The sequence below is a fragment of the Thioalkalivibrio sp. ALR17-21 genome (assembly GCF_000420185.1).
GTDB lineage: Bacteria > Pseudomonadota > Gammaproteobacteria > Ectothiorhodospirales > Ectothiorhodospiraceae > Thioalkalivibrio > Thioalkalivibrio halophilus.
The window spans coordinates 134,164-158,468 of record NZ_ATUL01000004.1 but is presented as its reverse complement, the minus strand read 5'-3'; the positions used below and the strand labels follow the sequence as shown (position 1 = coordinate 158,468).

Sequence of the window (24,305 nt, the reverse complement as noted above, 5' to 3'; positions counted from 1 at the left end):
GCGCGGCGACCCGGCCCCGCTCGCCCCCGATGGATAACCAAGGAGAATACCCATGTGCGGCATTGGCGGCATCTTCCACGCCGACCCGAACCGTCAGGTCGATGCACAGACCCTGGTCAACATGGCCGCGATCCAGTACCACCGCGGCCCCGACGGCTTTGGCTACAAGATCCAGGATGATCGCGGTGTGGGCTTCAGCCACGCGCGGCTGTCGATCATCGACCTCGACGAGAACCGCGGCCGCCAGCCGTTCACCATGAGCAACGGCGAGATCATGACCGCGGTCAACGGCGAGCTGTACGACTACAAGCGCATCCGTACCGATCTGACCTCGCGCGGGGTGAAGTTCCGCACCAAGAGCGACTCCGAGATGGTGATGCACCTGTACCAGCGCGAGGGGCTGGAGGATGCGCTGCAATACTTCCGCGGCGAGTTCGCGATCTCGCTGTATGACCGCAAGCACGACCGCCTGGTGCTGGCACGCGACCGCTTCGGCATCAAGCCGCTGTACTTCACCGAGACGGCCGGCGGCAGCTTCGTGTTCGGCTCAGAGCTGAAGGTCCTGTTCGCCAACCCCGACGTGCAGCGCCGCTTCTCCGACGACGGCCTGTACCACCAGCTGATGCAGACCATGGTCCCCGGCACCACGGCCTTCGAGGGCGTCCACCAGGTCAAGCCCGGCCACGTCGTCATCGTCGAGCGCGCCCACGGCAAGCTGAAGATCCGCCAGGAGAAGTACTGGGACATGGACTTCCCGCTGGCCTCGGAACGCCCGCCGGAGAGCGAGACCGACGAGGAATACTGGATCGAAGGGGTACGCGAACAGCTGATGGAGGCCACCCAGCTCCGTCTGGAGGCCGACGTGCCGGTCGCCTGTTACCTCTCCGGGGGCATCGACTCCTGCATCACCCTGGGCCTGGCCTCGGCGAGTCAGCAGGCACCGGTGAAGGCCTTCACCATCGGCTTCGACAACGACGACTACGACGAGACCGCCATCGCCCGCGAGATGGCCGAGAGCGTGGGCGCCGACCAGGACATCATGTCGCTGGACGCCGACCACCTCTACGACAACTTCGAGGAGGCGCTCTGGCACGCCGAGCGCACCATCTACAACACCCTGGCGGTGGCCAAGCTGCTGATGAGCCGGCACGTGAACCACGCGGGCTACAAGGTGGTGGTGACCGGCGAGGGCTCGGACGAGCTGTTCGGCGGCTACCCGGCGTTTCGCCGCGACATGTTCCTGCACGGGCTGGACACCCTGCCGGAGGCCGACCGTGCCGCCTGGCAGCAGATGCTCAACGAGTCCAACGAGCTGGTCTCCGGGGCGATGCTGGCCGAGGACGAGGTCTCCGACCCCGACTTCAACCGCATGATGGGCTTTACCCCGTCCTGCCTGCAGCCCTGGCTGGCCGCCGCCGACCACGTGCCCGGACTGCTGCACCCGAAACGCCGCAAGCGGATGAAGGACTACAAGCCGGGCAAGGCCATTGCCGACGCCCTGGACAATGACATGCTGGAAGGCCGCCACCCGCTGGACAAGGCCCAGTACGTGTGGATCAAGACCATGCTGGAGGGCCAGATCCTGACCTGGGGCGGCGACCGCATGGACATGGCCAACTCCATGGAGGCGCGCCCGCCGTTCCTCGACCACCACCTGGCCGAGTTCGCCGCGCAGCTGCCGCCGACCATGCGCATCAAGGGCCGCAACGAGAAATACGTGCTGCGCGAGTCGATGAAGGGCCTGCTGCCCAAGGTGCTGTACGAGCGCGAGAAATTCCCGTTCATGGCGCCGCCGGCCCACACCGATCCCACCAAGTGGGCAGCGATGAAGGCGCTGGCGGATCGCTACCTGTCGGAGGAGAAGGTCGCCGAGGCCGGGCTGCTGGACCCCGAGGGGGTGCGCCAGGTGTTCGAGATCCACGAGTCGGCGGACACCCCGGCCGCGACCCAGGTGCAGCTGGACGCGGTGATCAACCACATGATCGGCGTGCAGGTGCTGCACGAACAGTTCGTGGCCACCGACATCCCCGCCCTGGCGGCACAGAAGGCCCGCGAATTCGGCTGGAGCGCCTGACTTCGGGCCTTCGGGCCCGGAAAACAGCGGAAACGGTCCGTGTCAGGCGGAACCGTTTCCCGGACGGCGCACGAGCTGGCGCAGGCGGCCATGGGCTAAGTCCAGGCCGCCACCGCACTGCGGTAGAACCCGGGGTCGGTGGTGGTCGCACCCTGCAGGGTGCACACGCGGGCGGCGAATTCGAGGGCACGGTGCAGGGTGCCTTCCCAGCCCCAGCCGCGGCGCAGGCCCAGGATGGCGACGCTGGCGAAGGCGTCGCCGGCACCTACCGCGTCCTGCATGCCCTCTACCGCCGGGGCGCGGGCGCGCACGGGCTGGCCGGCGCGCGGATGGATCTCGGCGCCGTCGGCGCCCAGGGTGACGATCAGCGCGGACTGGATGTCGCAGGCCTGGAGGCAGCGTTCGGCGCGCTTCTCGGCCGGGACGTTCGGGAACAGCGTGGCCAGCTCGTCGGCGTTCAGCTTGACCACATCGGCACCCCGGAGCAGGTCGCGCACGTCCTGCGGGTCGTACCAGGGCTCGCGCAGGTTGGCGTCGACGAAGCGGCGTTCGCAGCGCCGGCGCAGGGCCGCCAGCAGCTCACGGTTGCCGCTGCGCAGGGCGAGCGTGCCGTGGTAGAGGAGCGGGGTGCGCGCGGGCACCGCGGGATCGACCGTGGCGGGCAAGTCGTCATAGGCCTGGTCGGGCAGGATGTAATAGGCGGGCTCGCCGTCCTCCACCGTCACCTGCACCGCGCCAGTGGGTGCCTGCGGGTGCGTATACAGCGCGTCTTCCGCCAGGCCGACCTCGCGCATGGCCTTGCGCACGCGCGCCCCGGCGGCGTCGTTTCCGACACCGCCGACGAACAGCACCGGCTCGCCCAGCTGATGGAGATTCCAGGCGACATTGAAGGGCGCACCACCCAGGACCTCGCGAGCATCCGGGAAACGATCGAACAGCACCTCGCCGAAGACGACGTCGGGGGCATCGGCCATGCTCTTTCCCTCCATGCGTTCGTGATGGGTTATCCGGAGGAGACCGCGACGATGCGATCCCGGCCCTGACGCTTGGCTGCCAGCAGGGCCTTGTCCGCCAGCTCGAACGCACTGCCCTCCGGGGCATCCGCGCGGACGTCGGCCAGCCCGCCGGAGATGGTCACCTTGAGGCGCTTGCTGCCGGCCTTGACCACGATGGACGCCACCTCGCGACGCAGGCGGTCGGCCAGTTCGCGGGCGGCCTCCAGCGACTGGTGCACCACCATCACGAATTCCTCGCCCCCGTAGCGGGCGACGAAGTCGGGTTCGTGGACACCCTCGGCCAGGACCTCGGCGACGGCCCGCAGGATGCGGTCGCCGGAGGTGTGGCCGTACTCGTCGTTGACGTGCTTGAAATGGTCGATGTCCCAGACGATCAGGGATGCCGGGCCGGCATCGGCCCGCAGATCGGCCATGCGCTGATCGAATGCATGGCGGTTGAGCAGACCGGTCAGCTTGTCGCGACTGGCCTCGTCGCGGGCCTCCGACAGGCGCTCGCGCAAATCGTTGACCTGGCGGGCCAGCTGCTGGCTGCGCGTGCGCAGTGCACGGTTGCGCTCCATCGCCGCGAGAAGTTCGGCCTCGCGGGTGTCGCGGAAGTCCTTCACCCGGTCCGCGACCCGATCCAGGCCGTCGATCACCTCGCGGCGCATGGTGTCGAGATTGGTGATGTCGATCACCCGGCCCTTGATGGTACTGACATCGCCGGTGATGTTCTCGTGCAGCTCGCGGATGGAGGCCTGGGTGCGCTCGGAATGGTCCTGGTCGGCGGACAGGGCCGAGTCCACGTCGTTCAGGCGCGAGCGGATCTCGCCCATGACCTCGGTCAGCTGTTCGCGCTCGGCCAGGGCCTGACCACAGTTCTCCTCCAGCGCGGAGAACACCCGGGCGAGGCTGCGACGGACCAGATCGGCGTCGCTGCGTTCCGCGGCCTGACGGACGCGGGCGAGGTCCTCGGCCAGGAACGGGAAGGCACCCAGGCCGCTCTCCAGCGCGGACAGGACCCCCTCGTCCATCGCCTCGCGCTGGTCATGCTGGCGGATGGTATCCGCCAGCCGCGCACTCATGCGATCCAGACACTGGGTATCGTCGGGATCCTCCTCGATGGTTCGCGTCAGGTCATGCACCGCTCCCTCGAGGTCGGGCTCGCGGGCCGACAGCACGGCCAGGGCGCGCAGGGCCACCCGCCGCAGTGAACGCATGCGTTCGCGCTCGTTCTGGAGCGAGGTTTCGAGCTCGATGACGGTCTTGCGCAGGTCGTTCTCGGCCATGGGTCTCCCTCGATCGGCCGCCCATTACAGCCGATGGGCGCTGCGAACGCCACCGTCGGCGGTGCCGGGAGTTCAGGTCAGGCCGGGGCCTGGTGCACATCCAGACGCTCCCGCACGGGCAACTGGATCTCGACCCCCACCGGCAGATGATCGGACAGCGCAACGTTGTAGACCCGCATATCGGACACGTGCAGGTCCGGGGTCAGCAGGATGTGATCGAACACCCGCTGCGGGTCCCAGGCCGGATAGGTGGCCGGGCAGGCCATGGGCTCCATCAGCCCGGTACGCGCGACCAGACGACGGATCTCGGGGCTGTCCTGCTGGCAGTTGAGATCGCCCATCACCACCGCGTGCGGCTGGTCCTCGATGCGTTCGGCAACATAGTCCAGCTGCTGCCGGCGCGCGCGCCGACTCAGCGCGAGGTGCAGCAGGAACAGCACCAGCTCCTCGCCATTGCCCATTGCAAACCGCGCCTCCACGGCCCCGCGCCCGGGCAGCGGCCCGGGCAGGCTGTGCATCTGCACATGCACCGGCTCCACCCGTGAGAACAGCGCCAGCGAATGCTTGGCAATCTGGCCGAGATCACGGTTGATGCGGGTATAGGTGTGAGGGAAGTCGGCACGGTCGGACAGCCAGCTGGACAGATCGACGAAGCGCGAGCGCAGACTGCCGCCATCCAGCTCCTGCACGCCGACGATGTCGAAGTCGCGGATGAAGCGGGCCACGCGCTCCAGGTTGGTCATGCGCCCGCCGTAGGGCAGCACGTGCTTCCAGCTGTTGGTGACGTAATGATGCAGACGCGAGGAATGGATGCCCACCTGGGCATTGAAACTCAGCAGGCGCAGTCGCTGGCCCGCAGCCTCCGGCTGCCAGACCAGGCCGCGGGCGGGTTCGTCGGTTACGGCGGACGAGCCGTTCTCCGTCATCGTGCCATCCTTCCTTCCCGTCATCCCTCACGGGACTCCTGTCAGAAGGGACAGACGAGATCCCCCAGTCGTTCCGTGAGTTTCAGGTTTTCGGAATAGTCTACCGGACAGTCGATGACGGTGACGCCCGGCCGGGTCAGCGCGGAACGCAGCGCCTGCTCCAGGCTGTCGCCGGGTTCGATGCGGACCCCTTCCGCGCCGAACGAGCGGGCCAGGGCAACGAAATCGGGGTTGCCGAAATCCACCGAGGCCTTGCGCCCGTATTCCCGCACTTGTTTCCACTCGATCAGGCCGTACGCGCTGTCGTTCCACACCAGCACAACGAAACTCTGACCCAGGCGCACCGCGGTCTCCAGCTCCTGCAGGTTCATCAGGAAACCCGCATCGCCGGTGACCGCCACCACCTGGCGCTCCGGATCCAGGGCGGCCGCAGCCACGGCCCCCGGAAGGGCGATGCCCATGCTTGCGAACCCGTTGGAGATCAGACAGGTATTGGGCATCTCACAGCGGAACATGCGCGCCATCCACAGCTTGTGGGCGCCCACGTCGGTGATCACTACGGCATCCAGGGCGGCGGCGGTGCGGAGATCCCAGATGATCTTCTGCGGCTTCATCGGCACCCCGGTGTCGTCGCGGTGCTCGTTCATGTCGTCGATCAACGACTGCCGCAGGGGCCGCAGCACGGTCTCCTCGCGTGGCGTGACCCGCTCGGCCAGATCATGCAGGCAGGTTTCGAGATCGCCGATCACCTCGGCCTGGATGTCGTAGTGGCCGTCGATCTCCGCCGGGGAGGCATCCACGTGGATCAGGGTGCAGTCGCCCTCCGGGTGCCACAGGGATGGCGGGTATTCGACCAGGTCGTAGCCGATACAAAGGACCACGTCGGCCTTGTCGAAGCCGAAGTGGACATAGTCGCGACTCTGCAGGCCCACGCTGCCCAGCGCCAGCGGGTGGCGAAACGGCAGCACCCCCTTGGCCATGAAGGTGTTGGCCACCGGGATGTTCAGGGTCCCCGCGAAGTGCGCCAGGGCCTCGCTGGCCCCGGAACGGATCACGCCGTTGCCGGCAAGGATCAGGGGATGGCGGGCATTCTCCAGCAGCCGGGCGGCAGCCGCCAGGGACACCTCGGCCGGCACCGCCGGTGCCCCGGTATGGACCGGAAGCGGGGCCACCGGACAGGGCTGGGAAGCCACGTTTTCCGGCAGCTCGATGAAACTGGCCCCCGGCTTGCCGCCCTCGGCCCACTTGAAGGCCTTGCGCAGGACCTCGGGCAGGATCTCGGGCTCCACCACACTGGAGGCGTATTTGGTGACCGGGCCGAACAGCCCCTTGAGGTCCAGGACCTGGTGGGATTCCTTGTGCAGCCGGTGGGTGCTGGCCTGACCGGCGATGGCCACCAGCGGCGCGTGGTCCATGTTGGCATCCGCCACGCCGGTGATCAGGTTGGTCGCGCCCGGCCCGAGGGTCGCCATGCAGACCCCGGCCCGGCCGGACAGGCGGCCGTGGACATCGGCCATGAAGGCCGCACCCTGCTCGTGCCGGGTGGTCACGAACTCGATGGGGGAATCCTCGAGGGCATCGAGGACCGCCATGTTCTCCTCGCCGGGCAGGCCGAAGACCCGTTCGACCCCTTCCTGCTCCAGACACTGCACCAGGCGCCGTGCGGTGGTCGGCGACGGATCGGACATGCGTTCCCTCGAGGGACGGGCCGGGGCGCTCAGCCCCGGGCCTCGGCGATCAGGTGATCGACGATCTCCAGCATCTGCTCGTGACTGGTGGTCATGCTGGCCGAAACCACGGATTCGCCGTTGACCACCATCGACGGGACGCCTTCCAGACGGTACTCGCGGACGCGCTCGGCGGAGCGGCCGACCTTGCGCGCCACTCCGTCGGAGCGCATGGCCTCGCGGAACGCTTCGGCGTCCTCACCCATCTGGTTGACGAACCGCAGGATCGCGCTCTCCGAACGCATCTGCCGCCCCTGCTCGTGAATCGCGGTGTAGAACGGCTGGTGAATGGCCTCGACGATATCGAGCTGCTCGGCGGCGTAGTACACGCGCGCATGCAATGCCCAGACATCGTTCAGCGGTGCCGGCATGTACTCGAACTCGACGTCCTCGGGCAGAGTGGCCTTCCACTCCTGCACCAGCGGCTCGAACGAGTAGCAGTGCGGACAGCCGTACCAGAAGGCCTCGACCACCTTGATGCGGCCTTGTTCCAGGCCGTAATCGACGGGCGAGTCCAGGCGCATGAAGTTACGCCCTTCGGCAAAGTCGGCAAGCAGGCGGCCGGACGCCAGCAGGGCGCCCGTACCGGCCAGGGTTCCGAGAAACTGACGTCGCTTCATCACAGTTCTCCGTAGGAATGAAGACCGGACAGGAACATGTTCACGCCCAGGAAGGTGAAGGTGGTCACGAACAGACCGATGATCGCCCACCAGGCCATGCCCGGACCGCGCCAGCCCTTGGTGAAGCGCATGTGCAGCCAGGCCGCGTAGGTCAGCCAAAGGATCAGGCTCCAGGTCTCCTTCGGGTCCCAGGTCCAGTAGCCGCCCCAGGCCTCGGCCGCCCACATGGCGCCCAGCACGGTGGCGATGGTGAAGAACGCGAAGCCGATGGCGATCGCCTTGTACATTACCCCGTCCAGCGCATCCTTGCTCGGGATGCGGGCCAGGACACGGGAGTCCGGACGGGTGCGTTCCATGCGATGGCGCACCAGATAGGCCACGCCCAGCATCGCCGCGATCGCGAATCCGCCGTAACCGACGAAGTTGGTCGGCACGTGGATCTTCATCCACCAGCTGTCCAGCGCCGGAACCAGCGGTTCGACCATGTGGGCGTCACGATCGAACATGTACCACAGCAGGAAGGTGGTGGAGGCCGCGACCACCAGCATCACGAAGGCACCCATGCCCCGCTGGCCGGTACGCTGTTCGTAGTACAGGTACATCAGCGCGATCATGGCCACCATCAGCACGAACACCTCGTAGAGGTTGGCGACCGGGATGTAGCCCCAGCTCGGGTCGTGCAGATAGATCTCGCGCCAGCGCACCATCAGGGCCATCAGGCCCGCGCCCGCCGCGATCCAGGCGAAGGCCCCGCCAACGCGGTAAGGGAAGTCGGAACGCGAGAACAGCCCCACGGCGTAGGCGACCGTGGAGAGGTAGACCATCACGCTCATCCACATCACCCCGGCCTGGCCGGAACCGATGTAGTTGAGCCAGAACACGCTCTCGCCGCGCGCCAGGTCATCCCCGTACAGCCAGACACCGAACAGCGACAGCGCGGCAACGATGACGGAGAACAGCTGCCAGGGCCGCCAGAACCAGCCCAGCCAGGCGCTCATGCCGGCCGCGAGGATCAGGCCGCCGGTGTCATAGCGGTCCATCATGTGGCCGTACATGGCATAGGCCGTTACCGCCACCGCCAGGACCAGGGCCATGTAGGCCCAGTCCCGCAGAAGCAGCTGCCGGAAGAATCCGGGCCGTTCGAAATCCAGGGCCTCGTGGGGTACAGACATGGGGCGCTCTCCTCCGACTGCGTGCGACTTAGTCGTTCTTGTTGGTTGCAGAATCCGGCGAGTCATCGTCGCCAACGTTCTTCTGCTCGATGATCCACCGTTCAAGATGCGCGAAGCGCTTCTCGAATTCCACCCGGTGGCGGTTGCTGGTGCCCGCCATCACCACGTGGGTGCCACTGCCGTCCTCGTTCGGACGTGCCACGATCCACAGGCGTTGATAGGACACATAGAACATCAGGAAGATCCCGATGATCAGCATCACGCTGCCGGTGTACACCGTGCTCTCGCCCGGCGCCTTCGCGATCTGCAGGCCCGAGGCCTCGCGATGGTCAAAGTCATCCAGGCGGAAGAAATACGGCGAACCGTAGAAGTTGAGGGCATTGATCGCCGAGACGGCGTCTTCCAGCCAGCGCTGTTCCTCCTCGGTGATCGCCACCACGCCTTCTTCCTCCAGGACCTCCATGTACAGGCCCTGGAGCCCGGAGTTCAGGACCTGGAACAGCAGGCCGCCGAGCTGCTCGCGCTGACCTTCGGGGATGCGCTGCTCGATCTCGGCGTCCACCGCGGGGTAACCGCCTTCGGCGAAGGTCTGCATGAGCATGCTGACGGTGCGCGCGATCGCCTGGCGCCCTTCTTCTCCGCCCATCATTTCCTCCGAACCCCGCGCGGCCTGCTGCGCGACGGCCATGCGGACCTCGTCATCGTGAAGCATGGTCAGATACGTGCGGAAGCGATCCAGGGAGTCATCCGCGTCCGCCGGGATGAACAGGTAGGAAAATTCCTCGGCCGGACTCTCGCGGACACCGCTGAGGAAATATTTCGCGCCTTCCTGCGGGATCGGATTCTGGTAGTTGCGGTAATAGAGTCCCGCGCCGGTGCGGTCCACCAGGCGGAAATCCACGCGCGGCCCGAGGAACACGTTTTCTTCCTCGCCCTCCTCGTTGAGCAGGGCCTGGGTGTTCACCACGGAAAAGTCGATGAACTCGATCGTCAACTCCTCGCCCCCGGGGGCCGGAATATCCATCTCATCAAAGATCCGGCCCGGAAAATCCACGCCGCGCAGGGCGCCTGCGCCGAGCGGGATGGCCTCCATTTCGACGCGCGTACCGCCGTCAGCGAAGCTGGACTGATAGATCGCATAGCCATCGTAGATCAGCGGATCGTTGACGCTGATGGTGGCGCGGTAGGGTTCGTCGCGTTCCGGATCATGGATGACCAGATCGCTCTCGTAGGACTGTTCCGCGCCGGTGGAGAAGCGCTGGATCCGGAACTCCTCCAGCTCGACCCGGAACGGCAGATCCTGCACCAGATACCCCTCGCGCACCGGCAGGAAGACCACGTTGGCCGAGGCCCCTTCGGGGATCTCCACGCTGCCGCGGAACGACGGGTTGCTCACCGGGACGCGCGAGATCTCGGGCACCTGCGATTCGGGGATGGAGCGGGTCTCGATCTCGACGTTGCCCATCCACTCGTTGACCTTGAGCAGGAACTGGCCGTCGAGCAGCGCGCCCACGCAGATCACCACGATCCCCACGTGCGTCAGCATGTAGCCGAGGCGGTTCCAGCGCCCCTTCATCGCGGCGACCACCGTCTCGCCGTCTCGCGTCTTTTCGCGCGCCCGGAAACCCTGGGCCTTCAGCACCCGGCGGGCATGGGCGAGGAAATCCTCCTGCGACTGCCCCAGATCCCCGGTGGAGCTGGCCGGGAAGGAACGCAGGGACTTTTCCTTCACCTGCAGGTTGTAGCGGCGCAGGTCCTTGAGGATACCCGGCGTCTGGCGGTAGACACAGAAGGCGGTGGAAACCACCAGGAAGGTCACCACCAGCAGGAACCAGCTTGCGGAATAGACCTGGTAGAGGCCCATCCCGGCGAAGATCTCGTGCCAGAAGGGCCCGAACTGGATCAGGTATTCGGTGTACGGCTCGTTCTGCACCAGCACGGTGCCGATCACCGAGGCGATGGCCAGGGCCACCAGCAGGGTGATCGCGAGGTTCATCGACCCCAGGAATTCGACGATGATCCGGCTGCGGCGCGGAGTGCGGTTCTGGCCGCGCGAGGAAGTGGAACTCGCCGAGCCCTGGCCCCCGGAGTTACCCGTGGACTGATGCGAATCTGCCATATTCAAACCTGCGTTGGATGCCCCGAAGCTGACGGAGCGCGGTCGGAAGTTCAATTTCCACGACATTCCGCACGGACGCTGGGTTCCGCCGGGGCGTGGAGCACGCGGGACCAGACGCCCCGGCTTCCGACTTCATTCCGGTGTCCGGGTTCCCGCCCGTGCATTTTCCGGACCCCGAAACGACGAGGGGGCGGCCACGGCCGCCCCCTCGTAAACCGGACGAACCCGGAGCACGCCTGCGCACCCGGGCCGTACGTACCGTGCTCAGTTCGGCTGGAGGCCGGCCATGTACTGGGCCACGGCCTCCATGTCTTCGTCCGACATGTTGCCGACGATGCCGCGCATCATCTGGCCGTTGTCGTTGCGACGTTCGCCGTCACGGAACTGCTGGAGCTGGTCCAGGCTGTAGGTCGCGTGCTGACCGGCGACCTTGGGGAACATGGCCTCCGGATTGCCCTGGCCCTGAGCGCCGTGGCAGGCGATGCAGGCGGCCACGCCTTCCGACGGGATGCCACCACGATAGATCTGCTCGCCGCGGGCGACCACGTCCTCGTCGGCGGTCTCGGTGGTGATGCTCTGCTCGGCGTAATAGGCCGCCAGGTCCTTCATGTCCTGCTCGCTGAGGTCGGCGACCTCTCCGGCCATCAGGTTATCGTGGCGGAGTTCGCCTTCCTGGAAGTCGCGCAGCTGCTTGGCCGTGTACTTCGGGTGCTGCCCGGCCAGCTTGGGCCATTCCGGATTGACGCTGTTGCCGTCAGCCTGGTGGCAGGCGGCGCAGGACTGCGAGAGCTCCTGACCGCGCTGGGGATCGCCCGCCTGGGCCGCCGACAGCGGGAGCATCAGGGAGACGGACAGGGCAGCAAAGAGAGCGGAAAGCTTGTGGTTCATGATGGAGAATCTCCTGCTTGTATATGCGTGCCGGGCCTCGACCCGTTCCTTGTGCCCCGTGTAGAAGGGCGATCAAAATCTGGGGCGCAGTTTATAGCACAACGCCAGGGAACCCACAAAAGTTTCCCACTGTCCCGCTCAGCTCAGGATGATTTCGATCATGCAACCACGTTTTCGTGAAACCGCCTTCTCCCGGGGCGTCGCCCGCCTCGACCAGCTCCCCGCGGACCAGGGGGTCGAGATCGCCTTCGCCGGGCGCTCCAACGCCGGAAAGTCCAGCGCGCTCAACGGCCTGTGCGGGCGCAAGGCCCTCGCACGGGTGGGACGCACTCCGGGTCGCACCCAGGAAATCAACATCTTTACGCTGCCGCCGGCGGAGGACTGGCGCCTGATCGACCTGCCCGGCTACGGCTACGCGAAGGTCTCCGCGAAACAGCGCGAGCACTGGGATCGCCTGCTGGGCGGCTACCTGCGCCATCGCCGGTGTCTGGCGGGCCTGGTCCTGATCATGGACATCCGCCGGCCGCTGACCGACCTGGACTGGCAGATGCTCGAATGGACCGGCGCCAACCGGCGGCTGCATTGCGTGCTGACCAAGGCCGACAAGATCTCGCGACAGGAAGCCGAGCGCCAGCTGCACGCCACCCACGCACGTCTGGAAGAGGCCGGAATCGAGGCTTCGCTGCAGACCTTCTCCGCGCTCAAGAACCAGGGCGTCGACGACCTGCGCGGGCTCCTTGCGGAATGGCTGGAGGAAGAAACCGCCGGGGAAGACGGGGACGGGGACAGCGGGGCCGAACAGGGCCCATAAAAAAGTGCCCCGATCCCGGGGAGGAGGATCGGGGCACCAGCGACCTCGACAGGGGGAGGCGAGGTCTTCCCGCTCAGGGAGAGAAGCGGGGAGCGCCGGGCCATGGCGCTCACCTTTTATGACGCATCACCGGCAGTGAAGTTCCCGGCCGTTCCTGTTCCGGACGGAAACTCGTCACAACCCGCGAAGCCGTGCGAAACCGCGGGGCTCACTCGCGTTCCGCGCGGGCCTGCAGGGTCGCCACCAGTTCATCCGCCGAAGTCCCGTGCGGATGGATTTCCAGCAGATCGCCCTCCGGCCCCACCAGGTAGGTGGACGAGCTGTGATCGATCACGTAGCCCATCGCGGACTGGCTGTCGGTCTTCTCGTAGAACACCCCGTACTGCTCCACCGCCGGCTCCAGCGCGTCGTGCGGGCCAGTGGCCGCCTGGATCCGGGGATGGAAATGGTCGGTGTACTCCGCCAGGTGCTCGCGGTCGTCACGCTCGGGATCCACGCTGACAAACACCGCGCTGACCCGGTCCTCCAGCGATTCGGGGAGCTGCTCCAGCGCCATCCGGATCCATCCGAGACTGACCGGGCAGGCATCCGGGCAGGAGGTGTAGCCGAAATAGAGCCACACATACTGTCCCTCCAGATCGCGCAGATCGAAGGCCTCCCCCTCGGTGGAGACCGGCAGCTGGAACGGGCCGCCGGTCACCCGGTCGGCCACCGGGATGTCTTCGTGAGTGGTGGCCTCGCCGGCTGGGGGGGGGCCCGGGACGAGCCAGACATACAGCAACAGCGCGGCCGCGGCGACGGCGGCCAGGGCCCACAGGAGGGTGGTCAGGGGAAGTCGGGACATCGCGCGCAATCCTCGGTGGAAGCCAGTACGTCAGTGATCGCGGGCGGTGACGAAGCGATACTGTACCCGCGCGGCGTCACCATCGCCTTCCGGAAGTACCGTCGCCGCCCAGGTCATCGCCTCGGTGGTGCAGATCGGCAGGGTGGTGGTGCCAGCGTATTCACCCGGGCCCACGCGTTCCAGGCGCGGGCGCTGGAAGCCCATGTACATCTCCACCCCGGCAAAATCCAGCTCGACCCACTCGGGATCGCGCCCGTCGTGCCCGACATGGTGCAGATGCAGCTCCAGCTCCCGCAGCATGGGGACCGGGCGCGGGGTGATCTCGAGGGTCATCTGGCCACCCTCGGGGTGTTGTGCGGCACAGGCCCCTTCATTGAGATCGCAGATCTCCGGGGTCACCACCACGACAGCATCGCTGCCGCCACCGCCGGCCAGGTAGCGGTCCGCCGCCACCCAGCCGGCCGCCAGCAGCAACCCGGCCACCAGCCAGGGGGCCAGGCGGTTGAATCCGCGCGCCAGTGATTCGAGGTCGGCCATGGTCAGCCTCCGGTATGGCCCTCAATGGGCATCGTCCCAGTTATCTCCGACGCCGATGTCCACTACCAGCTCGACATCCAGCTCGGCCGCCCCGCCCATCGCGGCGCGGGCCCGTTCGCCCAGGGCCTCCACCGCATCGTCGGCGACCTCGAACACCAGCTCGTCGTGCACCTGCATGATCATGCGGGCATCGAGTCCGTTACCGTCCAGGTCCTGCGCCATGCGCACCATCGCACGCTTGATGATGTCGGCCGCGGTGCCCTGCATCGGGGCATTGATCGCCACCCGTTCGGCCTGCTGCCGGCGGGCCCCGTTGCGGCTGTTGATCTCGGGCAGGTACAGCCGGCGCCCGAACAGGGTTTCCACGTAGCCCTGCTCGCGCCCGCGTTCGCGCGCCCGCTCCATGTAGTCGTGCACGCCGGGGTAGCGGTGGAAATAGCGGTCAATGTATTCCCGCGCCTCGGCCTGCTCGATCCCCAGGTTGCGCGCCAGCCCCCAGGCCGACATCCCGTAGATCAGGCCGAAGTTGATAGCCTTGGCCGCGCGCCGCTGCTCGCTGCTGACTGCCTCCGGATCAGCGCCAAAGACCTCGGCCGCGGTAGCGCGATGGATGTCCAGCCCGTCGGCGAAGGCCTGCAGCAACCCGGCGTCCTGCGACAGGTGGGCCATGATCCGCAGCTCGATCTGCGAATAGTCGGCCGCCAGCAGGCGGTACCCCGGCTCGGCAATGAACGCCCGGCGGATGCGCCGGCCGGCCTCGGTGCGCACCGGAATGTTCTGCAGGTTGGGCTCGGAGGACGACAGGCGCCCGGTGGCCGCGCCGGCCTGGTGATACGAGGTATGCACCCGCCCGGTCTCCGGGTGGATACGCCGCGGCAGGGTCTCGGTATAGGTACTGCGCAGCTTGGACAGGCCACGGTGCTCCAGGATCAGCCGGGGCAGGGCGTAGTCGTCCGCCATCTGCTCCAGCACGTCCTCGGCGGTGGAGGGCTGGCCCTTGGGCGTGCGCCGCAGCACCGGCAGGCCCAGGCGCTCGAACAGGATCTCCTGGATCTGCTTGGGCGAGCCGAGATTGAACTCGGTACCGGCCTCGTCGAAGGCCTCGCGCTCGATGCGCTCCATCTCGCTCAGCAGCTCCTGGCTCTGCTCGCCGAGCAGGTCCGGGTCCACCTTCACGCCGGCGCGCTCGATGTCCGCGAGCACCGGCACCAGCGGCATCTCGATCTCGCGGTAGACGAAGGCCGGGCCCTCGGCCTCGTTCAGGCGCGGCCGGAACAGGGCGTCCAGACGCAGGCAGATGTCCGCGTCCTCGCCGGCATAATCGGTGGCGATGCCGACGTCCACCTCGGCGAACGGGATCTGTTTCGCCCCCTTGCCGGCCACGTCTTCGTATTTCGTGGTGCGGTGATCCAGATGGCGCTCGGCCAGGGAATCCAGGTCGTGCCGGTTGGCGCCGGCGTCGAGGCAGAACGACTGCAGCATGGTGTCATCGACGATGCCGCGCAGCACGATGCCATGGTTGCCCAGCACGTTGCGGTCGTACTTGAGGTTATGGCCGAGCTTGCCGTGTTCGGCCGATTCCAGCCACGGCCGCAGGCGCTCCAGGGTCGCCTCGCGCGGGAGCTGCGGATCGGCATCCGGACCGCTGTGGGCCAGCGGCAAGTAATAGGCGGTACCCGCCTCGAACGCGAAGGACATGCCGATCAGCTCGGCCCGCATTGCCTCCAGGCTGCTGGTCTCGGTGTCAAACCCGACCCGCGCGGCGCCCTGCAGGCGTTCCAGCAGCTCCGTGAATGCCGCCTCGTCCCGCACGGTGTGATATTGCGCCGCCTGCCCCGGATCGGCATCACCGCCGTTACCGGAGGCATCGCCCCCAGCGTCGCCGCCTTCCAGCTCCGCCCGCCAGCGGGAGAACCCGTGGTGGCGCACCCGCTCCAGCAGCTGCTGCGAATCGGGCTCGCGCAGCTCGAGGTCGTCGGGGCCCAGCGGGAGATCGACATCCCGGCGCACGGTGATCAGCTCGCGCGAGGTCGGCAGGCGATCGGCCGCGGCGCGCAGATTCTCGCCGATCTTGCCGCCGATCTCGTCGGCCCGCTCGAGGATGGTGTCGAGGTCGCCGTACTTCGCGATCCATTTGGCCGCGGTCTTGGGCCCGACCTTCTCGACCCCCGGGATGTTGTCCACGCTGTCGCCCATCAGCGCGAGGTAGTCGACGATCTGCCCCGGCTCCACGCCGAACTTCTCGCGCACCCCGGCGGGATCCAGCACCGTCCCGCTCATGGTGTTGACCAGGGTCACGTGGCCATCCACCAGCTGCGCCAGGTCCTTGTCGCCGGTGGAGATGACCACCTCCTGCCCGGAGGCCGCGGCACGGTCGGCCAGGGTGGCGATCACGTCATCCGCCTCCACCCCTTCCACGCACAGCAGCGGGAAGCCCATCAGCTGCACCAGCTCGTGCAGCGGCTCGATCTGCGCCGCCAGCTCCTCCGGCATCGGCGGCCGGGTGGCCTTGTATTCAGGGTAGATCTCGTCGCGGAAGGTGGGCCCCTTCGCGTCGAACACCACCCCCATGCGCTCGGGGGCATAGTCCGCGCGCAGCTTGCGCAGCATGTTGGCCACGCCGTAGAGCGCCCCGGTGGGGTGGCCGTCGGGGGCGGTCAGCGGGGGCAGGGCGTGGTAGGCCCGGAACAGGTAGGAGGAACCGTCGACCAGGACGAGCGGGGCTTGCGACATCATGCGGATCCGGCTGGGCTTGCGAGGGAAGCATTCTAGCAGGCTGCGGGGCCCGGCCCGAGCAACGCCGGCGCGATTTGTACGCCCGTCGGGCCACGGTTAGTCTAGGCGCCCCAGAGTGCAAAGAATGCGCCCCGATGAACGATCAAGATCGAGCGGAACACCCCGGGCTGCGGCCCATCGACGATTCCTCGCTGACCCGCGAGAGCTGGAAGATCTTCCAGATCATGGCGGAGTTCGTGGAGGGCTTCGAACGCCTGGCGCACATCAAGCCCTCGGTCAGCGTGTTCGGGTCGGCACGCATCCCGTCGGACCACCCGGATTATCTGCTCGCGGAGCAGATCTCGCGCCAGCTGTCGGACGCGGGTTTCGCGGTCGTCAGTGGCGGCGGGCCGGGCATCATGGAGGCGGCCAACAAGGGGGCGTTTGCCGGTCACTCGCCCAGCATCGGGCTCAACATCCAGCTGCCGCACGAACAGCACGCCAACCCGTACCAGGACATCGGGCTGGGGTTCCGGCACTTCTTTTCGCGCAAGGTGATGTTCGTCAAGTACGCCTCCGCCTACGTGGTGCTGCCGGGCGGCTTCGGCACACTGGACGAGCTGGCCGAGATCCTGACCCTGGTGCAGACCGGCAAGACCCGCCGCATCCCGGTGGTGCTGGTGGGCAGCAAGTTCTGGGAAGGCCTGCTGCAGTGGTTCGAGGACGCGCTGGTCACCCATGGCACCATCGATGCCGAGGACCTCAATCTATACTCGGTGGTGGACACCCCCGAGGAGGTCGTGAACGTGATCTTCGAGTACTACGAGGCCCGCAGCTTCGAGCCCTCGGCGGAAGAGAAACAACGACTGATGGAGCTCTGATGATGACGAGCACCCGCGCCACGGCGCTGGCCGCTGCCCTGCTGGGCCTTTTTCTCGCCGCCGGGCCGCTGGCGGCCCAGGACTTCGAGGACGCCCCGCCACCGCCCGACATGCCCGACGAGGCCGCCCCGCCTCCGGTACTGGACGAGCGCGCCCGCCAGCTGCAGGAGCTGGAGGAAGCCGACGTCATCATCATGGAGCGCGATGGCGAGACCCGGCGCGAATACCGCGTGGACGGCGACCTGGTGATCGTTGAGGTCAACCCCGCCGCCGGACCCACCTACTACCTGGTGGATGTCACCGGGGAAGGCGACCTGCGGCGCCGTGACGACCTTTCCCCCGATTTCACCCCGCCCCGCTGGAGGATCCTGGAATGGTAAGCACGCAGTCGACCGTGGAACTGCCGGCCGCGGGTGCCGCGGCGCTGGAAGCAGCCTTTGCCGCTGCCCGGGCGGCCGGCGCTCCGCTGGGGCTGCCGGCCGATGGCGATGCCCCGCAGCTTGACGGGGATCGCGCGCACTGGACCCTGGAGCGCGGCAACGCCGCGGAGCCCGGGGCGATCGCCAGTGGTCCCGGCACGCCGGAGGCGCTGGGCCGCCTCGCGGCCCGCTGGCAGGCCTGGCATCCGGCGGAGGCCCTGCCGCAGGACGGCGTCTGGCGCCGCGGCGTGCTGCAGCAGCAGCTGCGCGAACGCACCGAAGACCTGAGCTCAACCCTGGACGAACAGGCGCGCGAACAACTGAACCGGGAGCTGCATCATCAGGGGCTGTACCGGTTCGAGGACCTGCCGGTGGCCGGCAGCTTCTGGCACTCGGTCAGGCGGCACGGCGAGCACACCGGACTGGCGGATCTGACGATCCCGCCGGCCCCCGTGCCGGCGTTCTGGCAGCTGGCGCGCATCGCACTTGCGGTGAGCGTGAACGAGGCGGGCGAACTGGACCGCGAACGTTACCGGGCCCTGCTGGGCGGCTATCACCAGGAGCGCCCGCTGAGCGCGATCGAACGCGGCGCCGCCCCGACCCTGCTGCGCATGGCCGCGCTCGACGACTGGCTGGAACGCATCGAGGCCGGCCGCGCACCCGCGGGCCCCGATCCGCGCCTGGCCGGCCTGCAGGACGCCGGCACCCGGGTGCAGTCGGTATGGGTAAGGCCCGCCGCCTGATGACCCCGCGGGCCTCCCTCGCGGGGCTTTTGGCCCTGGCCATCGCCGGGGCGCCGGGCATCGGCGTTCTGGCCTCCACCGAGGTCCACCGCTGGGTGGATGAAGACGGTGTGGTGCATTTCTCCGACGAGGCGCCGGGCGACGGGCGCAGCGAACGCATCGAGGTTCAGGAGCCGATGGGCGCCGTCCCCCTGGAGAATGCCCGCGAGATCCTCGAACGTCCGATCCGGCGGCCGGGAGAAGACCCGACGGACGACGATCCGGAGGAAGACGCGGCCGCGGACGAAGAGGCCGACGAAGAAGACGAATATTCGATCGAGGACGTCCCGGTGCCCGTGGAACTGGTGGATTTCTGAACCGCCCGCGAACGTCGCACCACAATAATGCACGGAATGCCCTATAATGGGGCAATGACTGCACCTTATCGGCGCATACCCGCGCAATGCCCCCGGACGAAGCGCCCCGGCCCCCCCGTGACCATGCTGGCGCGCTTCATGCTTAAAGCCGGATGATGAGCCCGCATACGCCCCGTCCGTCCCCTCCGCTGCCCACCCCTCCGTGGTGGGACGACCTGTCCACGGCCGTCATGGTCACCGACGGAGAACTGCGACTGCAGGCCATGAACGGTTCCGCCGAGGTCCTTCTGGGACTCAGCCGCGAACGCATCCTCGGGCACCCGCTCGGCCACTGGCTGCATCTGGACCGCAACCTGTCCACACGCCTGCGCAGCGCGCTGGTCCAGGACCAGCCCATCACCCTGCGGGCGCGCCAGATGGAACCCCTGCGCGCGGAGAGCTTCCTCGCCGATGTGATCATCACCCCGCTGCAGGGCGAGGGCGACGAACCCGGGCGGCTGCTGTTCGAGCTCAGCGCCATCGACCGCCACGAACGGATCTCGCGCGAGGAGCAGCTACAGAAGCAGCAGGCCATCTCGCGCGCAGTCACGCGCGGGCTGGCGCACGAGATCAAGAACCCGCTGGGCGGCCTGCGCGGTGCCGCGCAGCTGCTGGCCGGGGAACTGGATGATCCCGACCTGCGCGAATACACACGCATCATCATCCACGAGGCCGACCGCCTGCGTGCCCTGGTGGACCGCATGCTGGGCCCCAACAACATGCCGCAACGGACATCGGTCAACCTGCACGAGATCCTCGAGCACGTGCGCGGCCTGATCAGTGTGCAGCTGCCGCTGGGCGTGAAGATCCGCGGCGACTACGACCCGTCGATCCCGGAGATCAAAGCGGATCGCGACATGCTGGTACAGGCGCTGCTCAATCTGGTGCAGAACGCGCTGCAGGCTCTGGGTGACGAGGGCGAGATCGTGCTGAGCTCGCGCATCCTGCGCCAGTACACCGTTTCCGGCAAACGGCACCGGCTGGTGGCGCGCCTGAGCGTGCGCGACAATGGCCCCGGAATCCCCGAGGAGGTCCGCGAACGGATCTTCTTTCCCATGATCACTGGTCGCGCCAGTGGCACCGGCCTGGGGCTGCCGATCGCGCAGAGCCTGGTGCAGCTGCATGACGGCCTGATCGAATGCCATTCACGGCCCGGCTCCACGCGCTTCGACATCCTCCTGCCCGTGGCCGGACCGCCCGCCAGCGAGAGCCCCGACGCATGACTCCGACGGTCTGGATCATCGACGACGACGATTCCATCCGCTGGGTGCTGGAACGCGCCCTGAGCCGATCCGATATCGCGGTGCGCGGGTTCGAGTCCGCCGACGCGGCATGGGCGGCCCTGGAGACGGAAGACACCCCGGACACCATCGTCGCCGACATTCGCATGCCGGGGCTCAACGGGCTCGATTTCCTGGCGCGCATGCAGAGCCGGGGTGACGCGCCGCCGGTGATCATCATGACCGCATTCTCCGATCTGGAGAGCGCGGTGGGCGCCTACCAGACCGGGGCGTTCGAATACCTGCCCAAGCCGTTCGACGTGGACGAGGCGGTGGCCCTGGTTCTGCGTGCCCTGGAGGCTCGCCGTGACAGCCTGGCGGCCGCAACGCCCGACGAGGGCAGCGCCGAGGAAACCCCGATCATCGGCGAGGCGCCGGCGATGCAGGAGATGTTCCGCGCCATCGGCCGCCTGTCACGCTCCAACATCACGGTGCTGATCAACGGCGAATCGGGCACCGGCAAGGAGCTGGTCGCACGCGCGCTGCATCAGCACAGTCCGCGGGCGGGGCAGCCGCTGATCGCCCTGAACACCGCGGCCATCCCCAAGGACCTGCTCGAGAGCGAGCTGTTCGGCCACGAGCGGGGGGCCTTTACCGGCGCCAGCCAGACCCGCAAGGGCCGCTTCGAGCAGGCCGACGGCGGGACCCTGTTCCTCGACGAGATCGGCGACATGCCGTTCGATCTGCAAACCCGCCTGCTGCGAGTGCTGGCCGACGGCACCTTCTACCGGGTGGGCGGGCATACCCCCATCCATACCGATGTGCGCATCATCGCCGCGACCCACCAGGACCTGGAAGAGCGGGTGCGCGCGGGGCAGTTCCGCGAGGACCTTTTCCACCGCCTCAACGTGATCCGCATCCATGTGCCGTCGCTGCGCGAGCGGCCGGAAGATATCCCGCTGCTGGTCAATCATTTCATGAGCGAGGTGGCCACCGAGCTGGGCGTGGAGCCCAAGGTGATGCGCCCCGAGGTGGTCGCGGAGATGCAGCGCCTGCCATGGCCGGGCAATGTGCGCCAGCTGGAAAACACCTGTCGCTGGCTGACGGTGATGGCCTCCGGACGCGAGGTGCACCTGGACGACCTGCCGGCGGAACTGCGCCGCGATGACGCGCCCCGGTCCACGGATACGCCGCAACCGGGACCGGCCCGGACCGTGCCGGTCGAACCCCGGGAGTGGACCGATGAACTGGCGCGCGTGGCCCGCGAGCACTGGGAACGCGGCGACCGGGACGTGCTGGGAAGCCTGCAGCCGGCGATGGAACGCACGCTGATCCGCGAGGCGCTGCGGGCCTCGGGCGGACACCGCCAGCAGGCCGCGGCCCTGCTGGGCTGGGGCCGCAACACGCTGACGCGCAAGATCCAGGAGCTGGGTATGAACGAGGAGCGACCGTAACCGGCGGGCCCGGGCGCTGCCGGCGCGTCAGGCGCCGCAGCCGGAGAACCCCTCGTTCAGCTGCAGCCGCCCGGTCAGCTCGCTCACGTGGCCGATCCCGTGGCGGTCCATGTAGTCGTTGATGCCCGCGAGGATCTTTGGCAGGCACAGCGGATCGTAGAACAGACCGGTGCCCACGCCCACGGTGCTGGCCCCCGCGAGCAGGAACTCCAGGGCATCCTCGGCGCGGGTGACCCCGCCCTGGCCGATGATCGGGATGCCATGGGCCCTGGCTACCTGGTGGACCTGGTGGACCTTCAGCAGCGCCACCGGCTTGATCGCCGGGCCCGACAACCCGCCCTGGTTGTTGCCGATCACCGCGCGGCCGCTCTCGGCATCCACCGCCATGCCCATCAGGGTGTTGATCACGGCAAAGCCGTCGGTGCCCGCCTCGATGCAGCGCCGGGCGTTCTCCGCGATGTCGGTCTGGTTGGGCGAGAGCTTGGTGATCAGGGGCTTTTGCGTGACCGAGCGGCAGGCCTCGACCACCCGCGCGGACATGTCCGGGTCATTGCCGAAGGCGACCCCGCCTTCCTTCACGTTGGGGCAGGAGATGTTGATCTCGATCGCGTCCACCGGGGAATCGTCGAAGGCCCGCGTGACCGCGATGTATTCCTCGATGGTGGAGCCGGAAACGTTGGCGATGAAGCGCGTCTCGTCGTAATCCAGCCCCGGCAGGATCCCGCCGACCACCTGTTCGACCCCGGGGTTCTGCAGGCCGATGGCGTTGAGCATGCCCTCCGGGGTCTCGTACACCCGGTGCGGGGGGTTGCCGGGCCGGGCGGCCCCGGTGGTGCCCTTGAGGCACACCGCACCGGCATCCCGGTTGGAAAAGCCGGCCACCCGGGTATATTCCTCGCCGAACCCGACACAGCCGGACAGCAGCACCAGAGGCGTGTTGAAATGCAGCCCGCAGAATTCCAGGGAGAGCCGCGAATCGTCGCGCGCTTCGCTCATGTTTCACATCGTCCTGTATCAGCCCGAGATCCCGCCGAACACCGGGAACGTCATTCGTCTGGCCGCCAACACCGGGGCGGCCCTGCATCTGATCCACCCGCTGGGCTTCAGCCTCGACGAGAGCCGGCTGCGCCGCGCGGGGCTGGATTACCGGGAATGGGCCCGGGTCCGCGAGTATGACAGCCTGGCCGCCTGGCGGGAATCCGTGGCCCCGCGGCGGGTGTTCGCGATCACCACGCGCGGCACCTGCCGCTTTGATACCCCGGCGTTCGCCGCCGGCGATGCCTTCCTGTTCGGCCCCGAGAGCCGCGGCCTGCCGCAGCAGGAACTGGACGCGATCCCGGAGGAGCGACACCTGCGGCTGCCGATGCAGCCCGGCAGCCGCAGCCTCAATCTCGGCAATTCGGTCGCGGCGGTGATCTACGAGGCCTGGCGCCAGCTGGACTTCGCCGGCGGCGAATGAGCCGATGGGTCAGATATTCTCGGCGACCGGGTCGCGCTCCAGCAGGCGCCGCACCGCGTCGTGCACCCGCCGGCCACGGTAGAGCACCGCGTGCACCTCCTCGCAGATCGGCATCTCCACGCCGGCGGCATGCGCGCGTTCCACCGCCACGCGCGCGGTCTCGACCCCTTCCACCGACTGGCCCACCCGCTCGCGCGCGGTCGCCAGGTCGTAACCCTGGCCCAGCAAAAGACCGACACGGCGGTTACGCGACTGGTCATCGGTGCAGGTGAGCAGCAGGTCGCCGAGTCCGGACAGCCCGGTCAGGGTCTGCGGCCGCGCCCCCAGGGCCTCGCCCAGGCGCTGCAGCTCGGCCAGCCCGCGGGTCAGCAGCGCGGCGCGGGCATTGGCGCCGAACCCGGCCCCGTCGGCGATGCCGGAGGCCACCGCGAGGACGTTCTTGAACGCCCCGCCGAGCTCCACGCCGATCACGTCGGGGTTGCCGTAGATGCGCATGGAACCGCCGTGGAAGGCATCCGCCAGACGTCGCCGGCGCTCCGGGTCGGCCGAGGCCGCGGTGAGGGCAGTGGGCTGACCGCGCGCGACCTCGGCCGCGAACGAGGGACCGGAAATCAGGGCGGCGGGCTGATCCGGCCCCAGTTCGGCCTCCGCGACCTCATGCAGCCAGTCGCCGGTCGCGGTTTCCAGCCCCTTGGTGGCCCAGGCCACGACCTGCCCCGGTTCCAGCCGGGGCCGCAGCCAGCGCAGGGTCTCGCGGAACGCGCCGGACGGCACCACCACCAGCACCAGATCCACCCCGACGACGAGATCCGGGTCGGCGCTGACCCGGAGGTTGCGCGGGAAGGTCAGGCCGGGCAGGTAACGGGGGTTTTCGCGTTCCCGCTCAAGGCGCGCGGCAGTCTCCGGTGAACGTCCCCACAGCCGCACGTCGTCGTGCAGGCGGGCGGCATGCACCGCCAGCGCGGTGCCCCAGGAGCCGGCCCCCAGTACCGCGATGCGCATGCGCCGGGCCGCCGG

General features: G+C 68.0%; 22 protein-coding genes. 9 read left to right on the top strand and 13 right to left on the bottom strand.

Annotated features, from left to right (window positions below; translation table 11 throughout):
• Positions 1–52 precede the first annotated feature (52 nt).
• The gene (gene asnB, locus G020_RS0103525) at positions 53–2,074 is read left to right on the top strand and encodes an asparagine synthase (glutamine-hydrolyzing) (protein ID WP_024328674.1); all 2,022 of its coding nucleotides are present in this window, start codon (positions 53–55) and stop codon (positions 2,072–2,074) included.
• 95 nt (positions 2,075–2,169) lie between these two features.
• On the opposite strand, the gene G020_RS0103520 is transcribed toward asnB, so the two are convergent.
• From G020_RS0103520 to G020_RS0103485, 8 genes are all read right to left on the bottom strand, one after another.
• Positions 2,170–3,048, bottom strand: a complete 879-nt coding sequence (locus tag G020_RS0103520) for a PfkB family carbohydrate kinase (RefSeq protein WP_024328673.1) — start codon at positions 3,046–3,048, stop codon at positions 2,170–2,172.
• Between the two features lie 29 nt (positions 3,049–3,077).
• The gene (locus tag G020_RS0103515) at positions 3,078–4,358 is read right to left on the bottom strand and encodes a GGDEF domain-containing protein (protein WP_024328672.1); all 1,281 of its coding nucleotides are present in this window, start codon (positions 4,356–4,358) and stop codon (positions 3,078–3,080) included.
• Positions 4,359–4,435: 77 nt separating this feature from the next.
• Positions 4,436–5,284 carry an endonuclease/exonuclease/phosphatase family protein gene (locus tag G020_RS0103510; RefSeq protein WP_024328671.1) on the bottom strand — a complete coding sequence of 283 codons (849 nt, stop codon included), beginning with the start codon at positions 5,282–5,284 and terminating at the stop codon, positions 4,436–4,438.
• A 41-nt stretch (positions 5,285–5,325) separates the two neighbouring features.
• On the bottom strand, positions 5,326–6,972 hold the full coding sequence (locus G020_RS0103505; protein WP_024328670.1) for an acetolactate synthase large subunit: 1,647 nt from the start codon (positions 6,970–6,972) through the stop codon (positions 5,326–5,328).
• 29 nt (positions 6,973–7,001) lie between these two features.
• Positions 7,002–7,631: a thiol:disulfide interchange protein DsbA/DsbL gene (locus G020_RS0103500; protein WP_024328669.1), complete on the bottom strand. Its 630-nt coding sequence runs from the start codon at positions 7,629–7,631 to the stop codon at positions 7,002–7,004.
• Positions 7,631–8,803 (bottom strand): c-type cytochrome biogenesis protein CcsB, encoded by a 1,173-nt coding sequence (gene ccsB / locus G020_RS0103495; protein WP_024328668.1) that lies wholly within the window; start codon positions 8,801–8,803, stop codon positions 7,631–7,633. The genes G020_RS0103500 and ccsB overlap by 1 nt, the downstream gene beginning before the upstream one ends.
• Positions 8,804–8,831: 28 nt before the next feature.
• On the bottom strand, positions 8,832–10,922 hold the full coding sequence (locus G020_RS0103490; protein ID WP_024328667.1) for a cytochrome c biogenesis protein ResB: 2,091 nt from the start codon (positions 10,920–10,922) through the stop codon (positions 8,832–8,834).
• A gap of 264 nt (positions 10,923–11,186) precedes the next feature.
• Positions 11,187–11,810: a cytochrome c gene (locus G020_RS0103485; RefSeq protein WP_024328666.1), complete on the bottom strand. Its 624-nt coding sequence runs from the start codon at positions 11,808–11,810 to the stop codon at positions 11,187–11,189.
• A 160-nt stretch (positions 11,811–11,970) separates the two neighbouring features.
• On the opposite strand from G020_RS0103485, the gene yihA reads away from it, so the two are divergent.
• A complete protein-coding gene (gene yihA, locus G020_RS0103480) occupies positions 11,971–12,621 on the top strand; it encodes a ribosome biogenesis GTP-binding protein YihA/YsxC (RefSeq protein WP_024328665.1) in 651 nt (216 codons plus the stop codon).
• Between the two features lie 208 nt (positions 12,622–12,829).
• Here yihA and G020_RS0103475 read toward each other — a convergent pair whose 3' ends face one another.
• From G020_RS0103475 to polA, 3 genes are read right to left on the bottom strand one after another with little or no spacing between them, the layout of a single operon-like run.
• Positions 12,830–13,465, bottom strand: coding sequence for an SCO family protein (locus G020_RS0103475; RefSeq protein ID WP_024328664.1), 636 nt, complete (start codon positions 13,463–13,465; stop codon positions 12,830–12,832).
• A 30-nt stretch (positions 13,466–13,495) separates the two neighbouring features.
• Complete coding sequence (locus G020_RS0103470; protein ID WP_024328663.1) at positions 13,496–14,002, bottom strand: hypothetical protein; 507 nt, start codon at positions 14,000–14,002, stop codon at positions 13,496–13,498.
• Positions 14,003–14,023: 21 nt separating this feature from the next.
• Positions 14,024–16,735, bottom strand: a complete 2,712-nt coding sequence (gene polA, locus G020_RS0103465; protein WP_024328662.1) for a DNA polymerase I — start codon at positions 16,733–16,735, stop codon at positions 14,024–14,026.
• Positions 16,736–16,872: 137 nt separating this feature from the next.
• On the opposite strand from polA, the gene G020_RS0103460 reads away from it, so the two are divergent.
• From G020_RS0103460 to ntrC, 6 genes are all read left to right on the top strand, one after another.
• Positions 16,873–17,598, top strand: coding sequence for a TIGR00730 family Rossman fold protein (locus G020_RS0103460; protein ID WP_024328661.1), 726 nt, complete (start codon positions 16,873–16,875; stop codon positions 17,596–17,598).
• Entirely contained in the window at positions 17,598–17,978 is a 381-nt protein-coding gene (locus G020_RS0103455; RefSeq protein ID WP_018947225.1) for a DUF2782 domain-containing protein, read from the top strand. The genes G020_RS0103460 and G020_RS0103455 overlap by 1 nt, the downstream gene beginning before the upstream one ends.
• Positions 17,972–18,760: a hypothetical protein gene (locus G020_RS0103450; protein ID WP_018947226.1), complete on the top strand. Its 789-nt coding sequence runs from the start codon at positions 17,972–17,974 to the stop codon at positions 18,758–18,760. The genes G020_RS0103455 and G020_RS0103450 overlap by 7 nt, the downstream gene beginning before the upstream one ends.
• Positions 18,739–19,116: a DUF4124 domain-containing protein gene (locus tag G020_RS0103445; RefSeq protein WP_018947227.1), complete on the top strand. Its 378-nt coding sequence runs from the start codon at positions 18,739–18,741 to the stop codon at positions 19,114–19,116. The genes G020_RS0103450 and G020_RS0103445 overlap by 22 nt, the downstream gene beginning before the upstream one ends.
• 155 nt (positions 19,117–19,271) lie before the next feature.
• The gene (gene glnL, locus G020_RS0103440) at positions 19,272–20,378 is read left to right on the top strand and encodes a nitrogen regulation protein NR(II) (protein WP_024328660.1); all 1,107 of its coding nucleotides are present in this window, start codon (positions 19,272–19,274) and stop codon (positions 20,376–20,378) included.
• Positions 20,375–21,829 (top strand): nitrogen regulation protein NR(I), encoded by a 1,455-nt coding sequence (ntrC, locus tag G020_RS0103435; protein ID WP_024328659.1) that lies wholly within the window; start codon positions 20,375–20,377, stop codon positions 21,827–21,829. Before glnL ends, ntrC begins: the two co-directional genes overlap by 4 nt.
• A gap of 27 nt (positions 21,830–21,856) precedes the next feature.
• Here ntrC and G020_RS0103430 read toward each other — a convergent pair whose 3' ends face one another.
• Positions 21,857–22,825, bottom strand: coding sequence for a dihydroorotate dehydrogenase (locus G020_RS0103430; protein WP_018947230.1), 969 nt, complete (start codon positions 22,823–22,825; stop codon positions 21,857–21,859).
• Between G020_RS0103430 and G020_RS0103425 the strand changes: the two genes are divergently transcribed.
• Positions 22,824–23,288, top strand: coding sequence for a tRNA (cytidine(34)-2'-O)-methyltransferase (locus G020_RS0103425; RefSeq protein WP_018947231.1), 465 nt, complete (start codon positions 22,824–22,826; stop codon positions 23,286–23,288). The genes G020_RS0103430 and G020_RS0103425 overlap by 2 nt on opposite strands.
• 9 nt (positions 23,289–23,297) lie before the next feature.
• On the opposite strand, the gene G020_RS0103420 is transcribed toward G020_RS0103425, so the two are convergent.
• Positions 23,298–24,290, bottom strand: coding sequence for an NAD(P)H-dependent glycerol-3-phosphate dehydrogenase (locus G020_RS0103420; RefSeq protein WP_018947232.1), 993 nt, complete (start codon positions 24,288–24,290; stop codon positions 23,298–23,300).
• Positions 24,291–24,305: the final 15 nt, after the last annotated feature.